The following is a 16011-nucleotide window of genomic DNA, read 5'->3' on the forward strand; positions in this document are numbered from 1 at the left end:
GCAATTTGGAGAGGCCAGACCGCCTTTAATCCGGAGCAACTATTGCCGAAAGTCGCTTGACGCAAAACATAGAACCTAACACAACCCAGCAAATCACAGATTTGCGGTTGAGACGAGGCGCCGGGCCGCGTCAGGCGAAGCTGCAGGCAGTACAGACGTACGACAAGGCTGGGCGCCCCAGGCTAGGCGCCCCCGACGAAGCAACGACGTATCAAGGGTTGTGTTAGCGGCTCTTAACCCAAAAGTGCTAAGTGGCGTTTTCTATTGAATCGCTATCTGCCCCTGGTGTACAAAACACCGGTGGTCAAAAAGGCTCGCATCCAAGGGGTTGGGCAGGCGCACATCGCTCCAGCCTGGCATGTCCCGCTGGGTCTCGTCAAATCCACGCTGAATCTGTGCGATCACCACCACAGTGAATTGCCGCTCCCGCGCGAGCCTTCGCAAGGCCTGCACCTGCTGCATGACCGGAGGGTGGTCGCGCCGCTGATCCAGCAGTTGCAGATAGTCGATCACGACCACGGTATCCGGGGGCGCATCTTGCAACTGTGCGGCCACATGCGCGGCGCACACATCATCCGAACAATCCCAGCGAAAGCGGTTGCCCCACAGCGCCCCGTCGGAATCGACTGCAGCCGTGAGGGCATGTACCTGCGCAGGGGTGCAATCGAGCGAGAAAAAAGCTGCATGCTTGCCCGCTCGCAAGGCGCGTGCCATCAATGCAAAACCCAGCCTGGTTTTGCCCTGCAAGGGCCGCGCTGCGAGCAGCAGCAAACGGCCTGGCTGCAGTTGACGGGACAGCTGGGTCAGCGCGTCTGGCGGGGCATGCCGGGCCATCAGCAGGCTCCAATGCGCAAAGCCGTTTTCCCTGGCGATGTCATCGAGCGCCACATGCAGCGGCATGCCGTGCTGGCGAGCCCTTCGCTTCGCCTGGCGTTTGAGCGCATACAACGGCGCGGAAAGGGGAATGGATCCCATGGTCAACCTCCTGTTCAAGGCAGCTGAGCAATCCCTCCTTATGCACATCGCCAACAAGCAGGTTGGGCTAAAGGTATGCCCTGCACAAACAATGCTTCCCCAAATGGAGGGAGGAGGCGCGGGCCGCGCACGCCGTCCATCTTATCGCAGGATTGCGCAGCCCTCGAACGACCAGAGCGGCTCCCTGCTACAACTGCGCTGCCAACACTTTCTGCATTTCGCGCATGATGGCCTTGACCAGCAGTGAATGCGGCTGCGCAGCCGCACGGATGGCATTGACTGGCACCTGCAGCTCGGGGGCCAGCGGCAGCACCTCCACCTTGCTTCGGTCGGCCGACAAGGCCGTGCAGCCATCCACCATCGCCACGCCCAAACCATGGTGCGCCATGGCCAGTGCAGTGTGGTAGGTCTGCACCGTCACAAAATGGTTCTGGCCCGCGCCCGACTCCCGGCCCAGCTGGTTCAGCAGCATGCCCACGGGGTCTTGCGCATCGAGGCTGATGAGGGGAACGCCCGCCAGATCTTCCTGTGACAGGGTGCCCGCGCGCAGCTTGAACGGCGGCAGCATGCCCTTGGGCACGATGCACATCATCGGCACGCGCGCCAGGTTTTCCTGCAGCAGAGTAGGCTGCTGCACATTGCTCAGCACAAAGCCCACATCGGCTTCCTGCATCATGAGCGCCGACACGATCTGCGGCGAGTGCAGCGACTGCAGGGTGACGGTGACATTGGGGTGTTTTTGTTTGAACTGCGCCAGCGCGCGTGGCAACACCTCGTGGCTCAGCGCCAGCACGCTGGCAATGCGCAGTTCATCGGTGGCGCGGCCCTTGCGCAGGCTGTCTGCCAGGCGCTGTACGTCTTCGAGCTGGGCAAACAGCTTTTCCATGTGAGGCAGCAGGGCCAGCGCTTCGCTCGTGGGTGCAAGGCGCCCCTTGCTGCGCTGGAAAAGCGCAAAGCCCAGTTGCAGCTCTGCATGCTGCAAGGTGCGGCTGACCGCGGGCTGCGAGATGTTGATGAGCCGCGCAGCCGCGCTCACGCTACCCGTGTGCATTACCGCGTTGAACACTTCGATATGGCGCAACCGCATGGTTCAGCCCTTCACCACGTCACTGACCGCCATCTTCGGCCTGCATGCGCGCAAGGCGCTCGCTCTTCCAGTACACATCGTCGCCACCATCCACGCGGTTGAGCACCCGCGCCAGCACGAACAGCAGATCGGACAGACGGTTGAGGTACTGGCGTGGCGCAGGGCGCATGGCCTCTGCTTCCTGCAGGGCCACCACCATGCGCTCCGCGCGGCGTGCCACGGTGCGGCACACATGGGCTTGCGATGCCGCGCGCGTACCTGCGGGCAGGATGAACTCCGCCAGCCGGGGCAGTTGCGCGTTGTAGCGTGCGAGCGCATCGTCCAGCTGCAGCAGGGCGTCGTCCTTGAGTAATTCGTAGCCAGGCATCGACAACTCCCCGCCCAGGTTGAACAGCTGGTGCTGGATATCGATCAGCAGCTCGCGCACATCCGAGGGCAGCGGCTCGCACAGCAGCAGGCCGATGTGTGAATTGAGCTCGTCCACATCGCCCATCGCGTGTGGCCGGCCGCTGGCCTTGGAGACGCGGCTGTTGTCGCCCAGGCCGGTGGTGCCATCGTCACCGGTTCTGGTCGCAATCTGGGAGAGTCGGTTGCCCATTGGTAATCCTTGTGAAGCTTGTGTACTGGGGCCTATTTTCTGTTACCTGTCCACCGTAATTTGTAGCGGAAGCAACAGCAAGCAAAAATGATAGAGCTTGGCGAGTATCTGGGGTGCAATAGGCACCATGTCTGAATCCTATAAGGAGGTGCAGATGCCTGCAAAATTTTTCACCCATCCCTTTGACGCCCGCAGCGTGATGCTGTTTGCATCCATCGCCGTGACATCCGCCATGGCCCACGCCCAGCCTGCGAGTGGCAGCACCGCACAGCGCATAGCCCAAGGTGCCGGCGCGCACCGTATTGTCCAGGCCGAACGCAACCTGAACACCAGCGACCCTCGTCGTCACCAGGTGCGCCAGCCGGTCAAAAAGAACATGTAGCGTCCTCTTTGTCCCCCCTCGGACTCTCCTCTGCCCGCCTCGGCGGGTTTTTTTGTGGCTTCGCGCAGCAGACAGCGTCGGCGCAGATGCGGTGCTATCCTGAAGACCAGACCGGAGACTCCCATGAACGCACCCGAATCCAACCACCAATTGCAAGCGGGGCAACGGCCCGTTCCCGACGCTTTCCTGCAAAAACTCGCTGCCCGCTTTGGCGCGCAATACTCCACCGCGCAGGCCGTGCGTGAACAGCATGGCCGCGACGAAGGCTCCATTGCTGCACCGCCACCCGCTGCCGTGGTGTTTGCCGAATCCGCGCAGGATGTGCAGGATGCCGTGCGGCTGTGCGCCGAATACAGCGTGCCGGTGATTGCCTATGGTGCAGGCTCGTCGCTGGAAGGCCACCTGTTGGCCGTACAGGGCGGCATCACGCTGGATGTGAGCCGCATGAACCAGGTGCTCTCCATCAACACCGAAGACCTGACCATCACCGTACAGCCGGGCATCACGCGCAAGGCACTCAATGAAGCGATCAAGGACACCGGCTTCTTTTTCCCCATCGATCCTGGCGCCGATGCATCGATCGGCGGCATGGCATCCACCCGCGCCAGTGGTACCAACGCCGTGCGCTACGGCACCATGCGCGAGAACGTGCTGGCACTGGAAGTGGTGACCGCCAGCGGCGAACGCATCCGCACCGGTAACCGTGCCAAGAAGAGCGCGGCGGGCTATGACCTGACACGCCTGCTCGTGGGCAGCGAGGGCACGCTGGGCATCTTTACCGAGGTTACGCTGCGCATCTACCCGCTGCCCGAAGCGGTGAGCGCCGCCATCTGCTCCTTCCCCAGCATCGAGGCTGCCGTGCGCACCGTGATCCAGACCATCCAGATGGGTGTGCCCATCGCCCGGGTGGAGCTGATCGATGTGAATGCCATCCGCATGGTCAATACCTACAGCAAGCTCAGCCTGCGCGAAGAACCCATGCTGCTGATGGAGTTCCACGGATCGCCCACCGGCGTGAAGGAGCAGGCCGAGATGGTGCAGGACATCGCCAGCGAATTTGACGGCAATGCCTTTGAATGGGCCGAACGCCCCGAAGACCGCACCCGCCTGTTTACCGCGCGCCACAACGCCTACTTTGCCGCCGTGGCGAGCGTGCCAGGCTGCCGCTGCATCACCACCGATACGTGCGTACCTATCAGCCGCCTGGCCGATGCGCTGCTCGACTGCGTGAACGAAGCCGATGCCAGCGGGATCCCGTACTTCCTGGTGGGCCATGTGGGCGACGGTAACTTCCACTTCGGCTACCTGATCGACCCGGACAACGACGCCCAGCGCCAGCAGGCCGAACAGCTGAACCACCAACTTGTGGAACGTGCCATTGCCCTGGGCGGCACCTGCACCGGCGAGCACGGCATCGGCATCCACAAACAAGGCTTTCTCGCAGAAGAAGCAGGGGACGGCGGGGTGGCCATGATGCGAGCCATCAAGCAGGCGCTGGATCCGAAGAACATTCTGAACCCGGGCAAGATCTTTCAATTGGCCGTATAGCGCACGACGCCCAAAAAACAAAGCCCGCGAGCTACGCTGCGCGGGCTTTGTTTTTGAGGCACATGAATTGCGCCCCCGTCCACGCCCCATCAGGCTGGCTTGGCAGCCCCCAGTTGCGCCTTGCGCGCAGCGACACCCGCACCCACAAAACCGGCAGATACCACGCTGAGCACCATTCCCACTGCAGCACCGTAGAACACACCTGCGTTCATGTGGTGATCGAGCATGTAGCCAAACACCGGCGCGGCCAGGCAGAAACCCAGATCCAGCCCCGAATACACCATGCCATACACCCGACCCGTGGCGCCAGGCGGTGCGGCGCGCTTGACCAGCATGTCGCGCGAGGGCCCCGCCAGGCCCGTTCCCACGCCTGCCAGCGCTGCCACACCCAGGGCTGCATAGCCTGGCAGCCACCCCGTGGCTACCAGCGCCAGCAAGCCTCCAGAGAACAGCAGGCACGCGGAGATGGTTTTTTCCAGGCGCTCCACCCGGCCGACCAGAAAACCGCCCACCACCATGCCCGCCGCGCCAAACAGCATGTAACCCGTCACGACATAGGCGGTAATGCTGGCCGGCAGGCCATACAGCTGCTGCAATGCCGGGCTGGCAAAGGACTGGATGGCGCTCATGGCACAGGTGGTCCAGAAGAAGAACGAGAAGCACAGCCACACCGATGGCAGCTTCAGAAAAGCCAAGGGGTGCTCTTGCGCTGCAGACGCTGCAGTTGCCTTTGCCAGGCCATTGGCAGCGCCAGGAGCATTCGCCGTCACGCGGTCGTCCAGTGCATCACGGTTGATCACCATGATGGCCAGAATGATGGTTGCCAGCGCCGCGCCACACAGGCAGGCCAGACGCCACGAACCAGTAGCCGATGTGATACCCGCCATGAACACCGGCGCGGCTGCCCACCCCAGGTTGCCCGACAGACCATGCACCGAGAAGCCATGGCCCAGGCGCTGTGGCGACAGGCGCTTGTTGAGGATGGTGAAATCCACCGGATGGAAAGGCGCATTGCCCAGCCCTGCAAAGATGGCAGCCAGCATCAGTTGCACGTAGCTGTGCGCCGTGCCTGCAATCACACCAGCCACGGCAAAGCTTCCAAGCGCGGAAAAGAGGATGGGCCGCGCGCCGAAGCGGTCAACCACAAAGCCCGCCAGGGCCTGGCCGACACCAGAGACGATGAAAAACACCGACACCAGCACGCTCAACTCCGAATAGCTGAAGCCGAAATCCTGAATCAGCCACGGAAACAGCGGTGGCAGCAGCAAATGGAAGAAGTGGGACGAGCCGTGGGCAAGGCCGATGAGGCCGATGGTGCGGCTGTCCTGGCGCAGGCTGCCGATCTGGTCGGCTCCGGGCGCAGAGGCATTGGTGTTCGTTGTCATACCCGGCATGGTAGCCAAAGCCCCGTCGTCTTGTATGCGATAGCAAGCCAATTACTATCGCCAACATGCCAAGCACCATACCGCCTCCTTCGCGCCGACGCGCCAGCGGGCCGCGTATCACTGCGGTGCCAACCGTATCGCTGGCAACCGGGCCGCGCGCCTGGGAGTATGTGGATTCACTCACCCCGCATCTGTTTGTGCCCACGCTGCAGCGGCCCGTTCGCGCCAAGCAGCGGGTGCTGCAGCGCGATACGCAAGTGCTGCCACACCACCACCAGTGGGCGCAGCTGGCGGTATCCACCACCGGCACCCTGCATCTGCGGGTGCCCCACGCCACCTTTGTAGTGCCGCCCGGGCGGGCGTTGTGGATTCCGCCGCAGGTAGAACACGCAGTCACCATGGTGGAGACAGCCGAGTTGCGCACGCTGTACATCTACCAGGCGCCAGGCCAATGCGGGCCTGTCGCGGGTGATGCGCCCAGCCCGCGCTGGCAACGCTGCCGGGTGCTGGAGGTATCGGATCTGCTGCAGGCACTGGTGCGAGACCTGTCCACGAACTCCGACGCAGCCGAGCCACCTACCCCGGCACAGCTGGCGCGCGAGTGCCACGTCAGCGCCCTGCTGCTCGACGAATTGGCCCGTGCCACCCAGCTGGATCTGCGCATCGACATGCCAAGCGACAAGCGCCTGCTCACCTTGTGTCAGGCCGTTCTGCGAGACCCTCTGGCACATGACAGCTTGCAGGCATTTGCGCGCAACAGTGGCGCCAGCCTGCGCACCGTGGCGCGCCTCTTTAGGCAGGAGCTGGGCTGTACCTACCAGCAATGGCGCCAGCAGGTGATTCTGGCCAAGGCCGTGCAACTGGGCGCCAGCGGCCTGGCCATGGGGCAGATTGCGGTGGAACTGGGCTACACGCCCAGCGCCTTCAGTGCCATGGTGCAACGCGCCGTCGGCCTGCCGCCCGCACGTTTTCTGGGCATGCAACGCCGCTGATAGGCGAGCAAGTGCCTGTGCAGGCTGGCTGTAAAAATGCCCCGCTGCGCTATCCTTCCTGCAGAATTTATGGAATTACCAGCCCTTGGCGCTCAACCTTGTTGCGCAAACGGCTCTATTTTTTATAGCGAAGCCATGCCACTTCACAGCTACGATCCTCGTCTGGGCCACCGCCTGCCGCACGACCCATTCAACGCGATTGTGGGTCCGCGTCCGATTGGCTGGATCTCCAGCCTGAACAGTGCTGGCGTGCGCAATCTGGCGCCCTACAGCTTCTTCAACGCGTTCAATTACATCCCGCCGATCGTCGGCTTTGCCAGCATCGGCCGCAAGGACACTCTGGCCAACATCGAAGCCACACGCGAATTCGTCTGGAACCTGGCGAGCGAGCCGCTGGCCGTACCCATGAACCAGAGCTGCGCCGCCGTGGCACCGGAGGTCGACGAGTTTGAGCTGGCGGGCCTTGCGGCCGAGCCGTCCGTCAAGGTGAAGCCGCCGCGCGTGCAGGCCAGCCCCGTGACCATGGAATGCCGCTGCACGCAGATCATCCAGCTGCAAGGCGCCGATGGCGTGCAGGTTCCCACCTGGCTGGTACTGGGCGAGGTGGTGATGGTGCATATCGACGAGCGGCTGCTTAAGGATGGCATCTACCAGACTGCGGCAGGCCAGCCTCTGCTGCGCGGCGGTGGGCCGGGCGACTATTTCACGATCAGCGAAGCAGGCAAGCGGGTGATGATGCGCCCGCGCTGATGCGTCTCCCGCCGATATTGCCTCGGTGGGCATGGCCCGCGTGATGGCGCGTTGATTCAGTCGATCTGCATGCGTGCAGCAGCGGCAAAACTGCCCAGGCTCCAGCCCTGGCCCAGCAGAAACATGCGGGTGTTCAAGTGGTTGAGTACCTGCGGCTCGACGCTGTTGCCCAGATACCGCATTTTCTTGTCAGTGATATCGACGTAGCCAAGGCGGTAATCGCGCGCCAGCTTGTGCCACAGCGCATGGGCACCGGGCGACTGGCGGGCACCGGTGACGAGGCACAGCCCCGCATCCAGGGCCCAGCGATAGATGCACGAGGCCAGCCCCTTGCGCTGGTAGGCCACATCGAATTTGGAATGGGGGCCTCGAATGATGCGGTCGGCACGCTTGTCCAGCTCAATCAGGCGGCTGAACACTGTGAAACCCGCGATGCGGTGTTCCTGCAGGTCTTCGACATAGACGTAGAACTCACCATCGGCCGCGCGGTAGCGGATGGCGAAGCGGGGATCGGACAGCGGGATTTCGGCAATCCCGTACAGGCAATCGCCCGGGGTGTTGATGCGATCGTGGATGGAGGCGCATTCGCCTTCCAGTTGCTTGGGTGGAATCGGGCTCACATCGATGCGCAACTCCACCGGCCGGTACAGCCAGGATGCCCAGAAGGGCGGCATAGCGGTCAGCATGGCTCTCTCTCCTTGTGCGCGACCTTTGGCTGGCCGCTCCAATGACAAAGCCATGGAGGGTAGCCCAGCGCACAATTCGCACGCAAAGGGTGCGAGATTGCTGCTACCGACTTTGCCCCACATTCGTCCATGGCACGCACAACGCTTCAGAGGCCGTGTGGCGCGCCTCGGCAGCCAAAGACACCAAACATAGCCTGGGCATGAAAAAACCCGCCTGAGCGGGTTTTGGAGGCTTGTGCCTGAAGGCGCGGAAAATATTATTCCGACAGCTGGCGCATCGTGGCCTGGTCCAGGCGACCGGTCACGGGCAGACCTTGGTCCTGCTGGAAGGTGCGCAGTGCATTTTGCGTGCGCGGGCCGGCGGAGCCGTCCGGCGTGCCCACATCAAAGCCCAGTTCGTTCAGGCGCTGCTGAGCCTGCTTCATGGTCATGCGCACATTGGTCTTGGCGCCGGGAGCCGAAGTCTGGCTGGGCGCAGCCGAGCCATCCACCGACAGGCGGCCGCCGCCACCCAGGCCCTGGCCCTTGACGGCCTGCGCCTTGTAGTTGCGCAACGCACGCACCATCTGGTTGTAGGCGTCAACAAAGGCTGCCGACACCACCTTGCCTTGCGAGGTGTTGGAGTAGCCGCCAATGCTGGCGCCCGCCGAGCCACCAAACAGGGTGCCAAAGCCGCCCCAGTCGGTGTTGCTGGCATTGCCGGTGGAAGACGACACCTGCACACCCGAGCGGTTGTCCACCAGGGTCAGCATGGCCGAGGCCTCGCGCGTCTTGCTGTTGGCCGCAACGCCACCCAGGGCGCTACCTCCACGGCCACCCAGAATGCCGCCCAGAGCAGCGCCAAAGCCGCCAGCGTTGTCTTCGCTGAAGGTCACTTCAGGCGTCAGGCCGTAATCCGATGCCACCACCTGGCCTTTGCCGAAGTTGCTGCCCTTGCGCATTTCGCCGTTGTCCATCATGGCGCGCTCGCGGTTCATCGCGTTCATGCCAGCAGCGCTGCGCTCCACCACCACGAAGCAGTTCGATTGCTGGATCAGCACGCGCAGCAGATTGGCGGTGGGAGGCAGACGGTATTCATTGCGCAGAATGGTGTACCAACCTGCTTGCTGGTTTTCCACCAGCGAGACGGTACCCACGGGAGAATCGCATTTTTCCAGCTGGCTGTTCTCGCCCTGGCTGTTGCCGCCTGCGGCGCCGCCGGTCACGGTGTTGTTAGTGCCCCCGCCCAGCTTCATGCCTGTGGATTCGCAGCCTGCCAATGCCAATACGGCCAGTGCCGCCAATGCCAGTTTCTTCATGTGTTGCTCCCGCAAGTTCTCAATTACTTTTACAAAGAAACCCAGGAGCATTGCCTGGGTTCAAACCACCGCTATCGGTGCAATAGACGCCGCCAATTGTAGAAAATCCCTTGCCAAATGGCATCAAGATTTGCTCTCGATCAAGGTGGTAACGGCACGTAAATTGCGACAAATTGTTGCAAAAAAGGTGATTTCACAAATTACTTCGAACGAAATTATCCGCGTAATTTATCAATTAATCCATTAAGAGCATCAAGTGAGCCGAACTGGATCACGAGTTCTCCCATCTCTTCCACCTTGCCGGCACGTTTGACGCGCTTTTTCACGCGAACTTCCACCTCTGCCATTAGCAGGTCGGAGAGTTCTTCTTCCACCCGCTTCAAATCGCGCGATTTCGCGGGTTTGGCCTTGACCGGAGTCTCGCCCGAGAACTCTGCACTCACCTTTTTGACCAGGCTCTCGGCCTCACGCACACTCAGCTTGCGCGCATTGATCTGGTTGGCAGCAGTGATCTGCGCGGCACGGTCCAGCACCAGCAGCGCGCGGGCGTGGCCCATGTCCAGGTCTCCGGCCATCAGCATGGTCTGTACCGGCTCAGCCAGATTCAGCAAGCGCAGCAGGTTGGATGCAGCCGAGCGTGAGCGACCAACGGCCTGCGCAGCCTGCTCATGCGTCATGTTGAATTCGCCCACCAGGCGCGAGAGACCTTGCGCCTCTTCCAACGGATTGAGATCTTCGCGCTGGATGTTTTCAATCAGAGCCATCGCAGCCGCAGCCTCGTCAGGCACTTCGCGCACCAGCACCGGCACTTCGGCAAGGCCCGCAATGCGTGCCGCACGGAAACGCCGCTCACCCGCAATGATTTCGTACTTGCCCACATGCTCGCCCTGCGTGAGCTTGCGCACCAGAATCGGCTGCATGATGCCTTGTGCCTTGATGCTTTCGGCCAGCTCGTACAACGCCCCTTCATCCATGCGTGTGCGCGGCTGGTAGATGCCGGGCACCATGTCTTCGAGCGCGAGCTGGCTCGGGTTGTGGCCCCTGTCTTCTGCGGCCTGCGGCGCAGCTTCCACCTTGGGGCCGAGCAATGCTTCCAGGCCGCGTCCCAGGCCCTTGGGTTTTTTGGTTGCCATGGTTTTGTTTACCTTTAGTTTTTGGCTGCCGCAACGGCGCTCAGTTCGGCCAGCAGGCCTTGTCCCAGTGGCCAGTTGCCCAGCCCGGATTCCGCATTGATGTGGCCGCAGTTGCCCTGATCCACCCAGCGGGCACCCCAGCTGTCTGCCAGCAGACTGGCACGCTCTGCGCTGCAGTACGGATCGTTCTGGCTACCCACCAGAATGGCGGGAAACGGCAGCTTCTGCAGCGCAATGGGCGACCAGCCAGGAATCAATTCGGCCAGATCCGGCCGTTCCACATCGCCCGGCGCCACCAGCAATGCACCACGCACTTTTTGCGCCGCCTGTGGCGAATGTGCGGCCCACCAGGCCGTCAGAATGCAGCCCAGGCTGTGTGCCACCAGCACCACGGGCTCTTGCGCATCCACCACCACGTCCTGCAGCCGTGCAGTCCAATCCCCTCGCTTGGGGCGCATCCAGTCATGCTGCTGTACGCGCTCGTAGCCGAATTCTTCTTCCCACACGGTCTGCCAATGGCCCGGGCCGCTGTTTTGCCAGCCAGGCAACAGTTTGATGGACGAGGATTGCATACTCTCTTTTTTATAGCTATCAGCGCTCTAAAAATATGCGCTACAGGCCAATTTCTTTCAAAATATCAAACGCTTATTGTGCCTGATTGTCTGCCCGCTGCAATGTGCTGCCGCACTTGCCAACAAAAAGGCCTCCCATGCCATGCATGTGGAGGCCCGCTTCCCTGTCAAGCAGGGCTGGCTTATTTCATCGATTTGATGCGCTTGACCATCTCTTTGGCAAATTCAACAAATGCCTTGCTGCCCTTGGCAGATGGATCAAACACCACGCCGGGCAAGCCATAACTGGGCGCCTCGGCCAAGCGCACGTTGCGCGGAATGACGGTGTCGAACACCTTGTCGCCAAAGTGGTCCTTGAGCTGGTCGCTCACCTGCTGCTGCAAGGTGATGCGCGGATCGAACATCACGCGCAGCAGGCCGATGATCTCCAGATCCTTGTTGAGGTTGGCATGCACCTGCTTGATCGTGTTGACCAGATCGGTCAGGCCTTCGAGCGCAAAGTATTCACACTGCATTGGCACGATCACGCCGTGGGCTGAGCACAGGCCGTTCAGGGTCAGCATCGACAGGCTGGGCGGGCAATCGATCAGCACGAAATCAAAGTCGGCATTGGCGGCATCAAGAGCGGCCTTGAGGCGCTTTTCACGGCGCTCCAACTCGACCAGTTCTACCTCAGCGCCCGACAGCTCGCGGTTGGCACCCAGCACCCAGTAGCCGCATTTGTCCGAGTACACCGCCGCTTCCTTGATGGTGTTCGACTCCAGCAGCACATCGTAGACCGAGGTTTCCAGCGCGCGCTTGTCAATGCCCGAACCCATGGTGGCATTACCCTGTGGGTCGAGATCAACCAGCAGTACACGCTGCTTCACCTTGGCCAGGCCTGCGGCCAGATTGACTGCCGTGGTGGTCTTGCCCACGCCGCCCTTCTGGTTGGCGATACAAAAGATTTTTGCCATGAAAGTTCGCTTCAATCCAATACTTACTTGGTGAGGGCCAGCTTCAGGCCAAAACCAATCAAAAACACACCGGCGGTCTTCTCCAGCCATTTGACGACCGACGGATTGGCGCGCAAACGTTCGGCCAGAGTCTTGGTGATCAGCACAACGATCGTGCAGTACACCAGACTGATCACCGCCACCGTCGCTGCCATGAGGGCAAACGTCGGAATGCCGCGATGGGTTGCCGGATCGACAAACAGCGGAAAGAACGCCATGTAAAAAACAATGGCCTTGGGGTTCATCAAGGTGATGAGAAAGCCTTGCTTGAAATAGTGGCGCGGCTCAATCCTGATGACCGGCTTGTCGCCCGGCTTGGCAGTGATCAGTTTGTAGCCGATCCATCCCAGATAGATCGCCCCAATCCATTGCACGGCTTGAAAGGCCGCAGGGTAGGCAGTCATAACAGCGGCCACTCCGGCCACGGCTAGCCACATCAGCACCTGATCAGCAGCCATGCAGCCCAGGCATACGGCCATCCCAGCCCAGATTCCACCCTTGCCGGTGGATGTGATCAGTGCCAGATTGCCCGGGCCCGGAATCATCAAGAAAAGGATTACGGCCACCACAAATGCACCGTAGTCGGAAATGCCAAACATATCCCACCTGCTGCGATGAAACCCTGAGTGTAAACGACACCCCCGCCTTCCAACCAGCAAAAGCGCGCCGTTACGGCCCGAAACGTCAGCAAAAAGCCCCGAAATCGGGGCCTTGTTCACATTGGTTTTCAGCAGCTTATGCAGCAGCTGGCGTTTTCTGCATCCATATGATGCAGCGTTCGGCATCGAGCCCAGGCACCACGAGCGGCTCGATCTGCAGTACCTGCACGCCATCGGGCAGCAGCGCCAATTCATCATCGGGGCGCTTGGCCTTCATGGCCAGCCAGATGCCAGAGGTCTTCAAGGTCTGCTGCGACCAGGCCGTGAAATCCTGCAGTGCGGCAAAGGCACGGCAGCTGACCACGTCGTATTGCTGCGTCAGGTTCTCGACCCGCGACTGGATACCACGCAGATTGCGCAGCCGCAGATGGGCTGCCACCTGCTGGATGAAAGCCACCTTCTTGCCCACGGTGTCGACGCAACTCACATCGAGCTGCGGCAGGCAGATGGCAAACACCACGGCAGGCAATCCGCCGCCCGAGCCCACATCCAGCAACTTCGGCTCCACCAATGCATTGCCCGCCAGATGGCGCTGCAAAGGAGTAACGGCTGCCAGGCTGTCGAGCAAATGGTGGGTCAGCATCTCCTGCGGATCGCGCACCGAGGTCAGGTTGTAGACCTTGTTCCATTTCTGCAGCAAGTCCAGAAAAGCCATCAGCAGTCCGATCTGGCCATCGTCCAACGTCAATCCCAACTGCAGCACACCTTCGCGCAGCTTGTTTTCCAATGCGGCGCTCATGCGATGCTTGCCTCTTCGGTTGTCGAGAAACCCTTGAAGCCGCCCTTCTTCAAGTGCACCATCAACAGAGAAATGGCGGCAGGCGTGACACCGGAGATACGCGATGCCTGGCCCAGTGTTTCGGGCCGGTGCGTCTGAAGCTTCTGGCGCACTTCAAAAGACAAGGCCGTCACCTGCATATAGTCCAGTTCAGTCGGAAGACGCAGTTTCTCGTAATGGGCTGCGCGTTCCACCTCGTCCTTCTGGCGGTCGATATAGCCCGAGTACTTGGCACCAATCTCCACCTGCTCCACCACCGAATCACCCAGGTCGCCGAGTGTTTCACGTGAAACAGCTTCCGAACGGTACGCGCCCTCGTTCATGCTCATCAATGTGGCGTAGTCCACTCCAGGGCGGCGCAGCAGGTCGAACAGGTTGTACTCTCGCTCCATCGCCTTACCCAGTACACGCTCCGCTTCTTCTGCGGCCACGATGCGCGGATTCACCCAAGTGGCTTTCAGGCGCTCTGTTTCACGTGAAACAGCATCGCGCTTGCGGCTGAAGGCATCCCAACGCGCATCATCTATCAGGCCCATCTTGCGACCCACTTCGGTCAGGCGCATATCGGCATTGTCTTCACGCAGCTGCAGACGGAACTCCGCGCGGCTGGTGAACATACGGTAGGGCTCGGTCACGCCCTTGGTGATCAGGTCGTCCACCAGAACACCCAGATACGCCTCATCACGCCCCGGCATCCAGGGGCCTTCTCCGCGGCATTGCAGGGCCGCGTTCAAGCCTGCAAACAAACCCTGGGCCGCCGCCTCTTCATAGCCCGTGGTTCCGTTGATCTGTCCGGCAAAGAACAGGCCCTGGATCTGTTTGGTCTCGAAACTGCTTTTGAGCGAGCGCGGATCGAAATAATCGTATTCGATGGCGTAGCCAGGACGCAGGATGTGAGCGTTCTCCAGTCCCTTCATCGAGCGCACCAGTTCGTACTGAATATCAAACGGCAGGCTGGTGGAAATGCCGTTGGGGTAGAACTCGTGGGTCGTCAGGCCTTCGGGCTCCAGAAAGATCTGGTGGCTTTCCTTGTCGGCAAAGCGGTTGATCTTGTCTTCCACACTGGGGCAGTATCGCGGCCCCACACCCTCGATCTTGCCTGTGAACATGGGGCTGCGGTCGAAACCGCTGCGAATGATCTCGTGCGTGCGAGCATTGGTGTGCGTGATCCAACATGGCACCTGGCGCGGGTGCATGGCTGTGTTGCCCATGAAGCTGAACACCGGCACATGGCCCTCGTTCACCCCACCGGGCATGCCGTCACCGGGTTGCTCCTCGCACTGGCTGAAGTCGATGCTGCGGCCGTCGATGCGCGGCGGTGTGCCCGTCTTCAGGCGGCCTTGCGGCAGCTTCAGTTCCTTGAGGCGGCCAGACAGGCTGACTGCCGGCGGATCACCTGCGCGGCCGGCTGCATAGTTGTTCAGGCCTACATGAATCTTGCCGTCAAGGAACGTCCCTGCCGTCAGCACCACCGTGCGGCTGCGAAAGCGGATACCGACCTGGGTGACGGCACCGACCACGCGGTCACCCTTCACCATCAGGTCATCCACTGCCTGCTGAAACAGCCACAGATTGGGCTGGTTCTCCAGCATGTCACGAATGGCGGCCTTGTAGAGAATGCGGTCGGCCTGGGCACGCGTGGCGCGCACGGCTGGCCCCTTGGAGCTATTGAGCGTACGGAACTGGATTCCACCTTTGTCGGTGGCCAGCGCCATGGCGCCGCCCAGCGCATCCACCTCCTTGACCAGGTGGCCCTTGCCGATGCCGCCAATGGAAGGGTTGCAGCTCATCTGCCCCAGGGTTTCGATATTGTGGGACAGCAGCAGCGTCTTGCAACCCATGCGTGCAGCAGCCAGCGCCGCCTCGGTACCGGCATGGCCGCCACCAACGACGATGACATCAAATTCTTGCGGATAGATATAAGAGGGGGTCTGGCTCATACGGCCTCATTCCAGGGCTCGCAAAGCATGTGCTCTGCTTGTTTCATGCCCTTCTGCAGCCCTTGGGCAGAAGTGGCGAATATGCGGGGATTGGCTTGGTATTTTAATGACTTGAGGGTTTTCACGCTGCGGGCCGTGTTATTGCGGTTTCACGTGAAACACTGCCGATGAACCCGCTCTGCAAAGCTTTATGAAACGCGCTAGCATCATTTGGCTTTTTACCCTGTACAGGA

At 61.3% G+C, this 16011-nt stretch carries 16 protein-coding genes; 4 read left to right on the top strand and 12 right to left on the bottom strand.

The features are described from left to right. Positions 1 to 261: 261 nt before the first annotated feature. The 3 genes from HNP33_RS17330 to HNP33_RS17340 form a co-directional block, all read right to left on the bottom strand. Positions 262 to 975, bottom strand: coding sequence for a DNA helicase (locus HNP33_RS17330; protein ID WP_184710827.1), 714 nt, complete (start codon positions 973 to 975; stop codon positions 262 to 264). A gap of 187 nt (positions 976 to 1162) precedes the next feature. Next, on the bottom strand, positions 1163 to 2062 hold the full coding sequence (locus HNP33_RS17335) for a LysR family transcriptional regulator (RefSeq protein ID WP_184710825.1): 900 nt from the start codon (positions 2060 to 2062) through the stop codon (positions 1163 to 1165). 19 nt (positions 2063 to 2081) lie between these two features. After that, positions 2082 to 2660, bottom strand: a complete 579-nt coding sequence (locus HNP33_RS17340) for a cob(I)yrinic acid a,c-diamide adenosyltransferase (RefSeq protein WP_184710822.1) — start codon at positions 2658 to 2660, stop codon at positions 2082 to 2084. A gap of 127 nt (positions 2661 to 2787) precedes the next feature. Here HNP33_RS17340 and HNP33_RS17345 point away from each other — a divergent pair, with 127 nt between their 5' ends. Both HNP33_RS17345 and HNP33_RS17350 read left to right on the top strand, forming a co-directional pair. Further along, entirely contained in the window at positions 2788 to 3042 is a 255-nt protein-coding gene (locus tag HNP33_RS17345) for a hypothetical protein (RefSeq protein WP_184710836.1), read from the top strand. Positions 3043 to 3165: 123 nt separating this feature from the next. Beyond that, entirely contained in the window at positions 3166 to 4590 is a 1425-nt protein-coding gene (locus HNP33_RS17350) for an FAD-binding oxidoreductase (protein ID WP_184710820.1), read from the top strand. Positions 4591 to 4679: 89 nt separating this feature from the next. Here the strand turns inward: HNP33_RS17350 and HNP33_RS17355 are convergent, their stop codons facing one another. Continuing rightward, complete coding sequence (locus HNP33_RS17355) at positions 4680 to 5975, bottom strand: MFS transporter (RefSeq protein WP_418903857.1); 1296 nt, start codon at positions 5973 to 5975, stop codon at positions 4680 to 4682. A gap of 65 nt (positions 5976 to 6040) precedes the next feature. On the opposite strand from HNP33_RS17355, the gene HNP33_RS17360 reads away from it, so the two are divergent. Together HNP33_RS17360 and HNP33_RS17365 are read left to right on the top strand one after the other, a co-directional pair. Further along, positions 6041 to 6967, top strand: coding sequence for an AraC family transcriptional regulator (locus HNP33_RS17360; protein WP_184710814.1), 927 nt, complete (start codon positions 6041 to 6043; stop codon positions 6965 to 6967). A 135-nt stretch (positions 6968 to 7102) separates the two neighbouring features. Beyond that, positions 7103 to 7717 carry a flavin reductase family protein gene (locus tag HNP33_RS17365; protein ID WP_184710812.1) on the top strand — a complete coding sequence of 205 codons (615 nt, stop codon included), beginning with the start codon at positions 7103 to 7105 and terminating at the stop codon, positions 7715 to 7717. Positions 7718 to 7773: 56 nt separating this feature from the next. On the opposite strand, the gene HNP33_RS17370 is transcribed toward HNP33_RS17365, so the two are convergent. From HNP33_RS17370 to mnmG, 8 genes are all read right to left on the bottom strand, one after another. After that, the gene (locus HNP33_RS17370) at positions 7774 to 8403 is read right to left on the bottom strand and encodes an N-acetyltransferase (protein ID WP_184710810.1); all 630 of its coding nucleotides are present in this window, start codon (positions 8401 to 8403) and stop codon (positions 7774 to 7776) included. Between the two features lie 257 nt (positions 8404 to 8660). Then, the gene (locus tag HNP33_RS17375) at positions 8661 to 9701 is read right to left on the bottom strand and encodes a peptidoglycan-binding protein (RefSeq protein WP_184710807.1); all 1041 of its coding nucleotides are present in this window, start codon (positions 9699 to 9701) and stop codon (positions 8661 to 8663) included. A 215-nt stretch (positions 9702 to 9916) separates the two neighbouring features. Further along, positions 9917 to 10834, bottom strand: coding sequence for a ParB/RepB/Spo0J family partition protein (locus HNP33_RS17380; RefSeq protein ID WP_184710804.1), 918 nt, complete (start codon positions 10832 to 10834; stop codon positions 9917 to 9919). A gap of 14 nt (positions 10835 to 10848) precedes the next feature. Then, positions 10849 to 11406 (bottom strand): RBBP9/YdeN family alpha/beta hydrolase, encoded by a 558-nt coding sequence (locus HNP33_RS17385; protein WP_184710801.1) that lies wholly within the window; start codon positions 11404 to 11406, stop codon positions 10849 to 10851. 182 nt (positions 11407 to 11588) lie between these two features. Then, on the bottom strand, positions 11589 to 12362 hold the full coding sequence (locus tag HNP33_RS17390; protein ID WP_184710799.1) for a ParA family protein: 774 nt from the start codon (positions 12360 to 12362) through the stop codon (positions 11589 to 11591). Positions 12363 to 12385: 23 nt separating this feature from the next. Further along, complete coding sequence (locus HNP33_RS17395) at positions 12386 to 13000, bottom strand: LysE family translocator (RefSeq protein ID WP_184710833.1); 615 nt, start codon at positions 12998 to 13000, stop codon at positions 12386 to 12388. Between the two features lie 136 nt (positions 13001 to 13136). After that, positions 13137 to 13799, bottom strand: a complete 663-nt coding sequence (rsmG, locus tag HNP33_RS17400; protein WP_184710797.1) for a 16S rRNA (guanine(527)-N(7))-methyltransferase RsmG — start codon at positions 13797 to 13799, stop codon at positions 13137 to 13139. Beyond that, a complete protein-coding gene (gene mnmG / locus HNP33_RS17405; RefSeq protein WP_184710794.1) occupies positions 13796 to 15778 on the bottom strand; it encodes a tRNA uridine-5-carboxymethylaminomethyl(34) synthesis enzyme MnmG in 1983 nt (660 codons plus the stop codon). The genes rsmG and mnmG overlap by 4 nt, the downstream gene beginning before the upstream one ends. Positions 15779 to 16011 lie beyond the last annotated feature (233 nt).

Source organism: Comamonas odontotermitis (assembly GCF_014207855.1).
Taxonomy (GTDB): Bacteria; Pseudomonadota; Gammaproteobacteria; order Burkholderiales; family Burkholderiaceae_C; genus Comamonas; species Comamonas odontotermitis_A.

Bases quoted from the DNA above. Each gene is read 5' to 3' on its own strand.
- HNP33_RS17330 (WP_184710827.1), bottom strand. From the start codon at position 975: ATGGGATCCATTCCCCTTTCCGCGCCGTTGTATGCGCTCAAACGCCAG.
- HNP33_RS17335 (WP_184710825.1), bottom strand. From the start codon at position 2,062: ATGCGGTTGCGCCATATCGAAGTGTTCAACGCGGTAATGCACACGGGT.
- HNP33_RS17340 (WP_184710822.1), bottom strand. From the start codon at position 2,660: ATGGGCAACCGACTCTCCCAGATTGCGACCAGAACCGGTGACGATGGC.
- HNP33_RS17345 (WP_184710836.1), top strand. From the start codon at position 2,788: ATGTCTGAATCCTATAAGGAGGTGCAGATGCCTGCAAAATTTTTCACC.
- HNP33_RS17350 (WP_184710820.1), top strand. From the start codon at position 3,166: ATGAACGCACCCGAATCCAACCACCAATTGCAAGCGGGGCAACGGCCC.
- HNP33_RS17355 (WP_418903857.1), bottom strand. From the start codon at position 5,975: ATGACAACGAACACCAATGCCTCTGCGCCCGGAGCCGACCAGATCGGC.
- HNP33_RS17360 (WP_184710814.1), top strand. From the start codon at position 6,041: ATGCCAAGCACCATACCGCCTCCTTCGCGCCGACGCGCCAGCGGGCCG.
- HNP33_RS17365 (WP_184710812.1), top strand. From the start codon at position 7,103: ATGCCACTTCACAGCTACGATCCTCGTCTGGGCCACCGCCTGCCGCAC.
- HNP33_RS17370 (WP_184710810.1), bottom strand. From the start codon at position 8,403: ATGCTGACCGCTATGCCGCCCTTCTGGGCATCCTGGCTGTACCGGCCG.
- HNP33_RS17375 (WP_184710807.1), bottom strand. From the start codon at position 9,701: ATGAAGAAACTGGCATTGGCGGCACTGGCCGTATTGGCATTGGCAGGC.
- HNP33_RS17380 (WP_184710804.1), bottom strand. From the start codon at position 10,834: ATGGCAACCAAAAAACCCAAGGGCCTGGGACGCGGCCTGGAAGCATTG.
- HNP33_RS17385 (WP_184710801.1), bottom strand. From the start codon at position 11,406: ATGCAATCCTCGTCCATCAAACTGTTGCCTGGCTGGCAAAACAGCGGC.
- HNP33_RS17390 (WP_184710799.1), bottom strand. From the start codon at position 12,362: ATGGCAAAAATCTTTTGTATCGCCAACCAGAAGGGCGGCGTGGGCAAG.
- HNP33_RS17395 (WP_184710833.1), bottom strand. From the start codon at position 13,000: ATGTTTGGCATTTCCGACTACGGTGCATTTGTGGTGGCCGTAATCCTT.
- rsmG (WP_184710797.1), bottom strand. From the start codon at position 13,799: ATGAGCGCCGCATTGGAAAACAAGCTGCGCGAAGGTGTGCTGCAGTTG.
- mnmG (WP_184710794.1), bottom strand. From the start codon at position 15,778: ATGAGCCAGACCCCCTCTTATATCTATCCGCAAGAATTTGATGTCATC.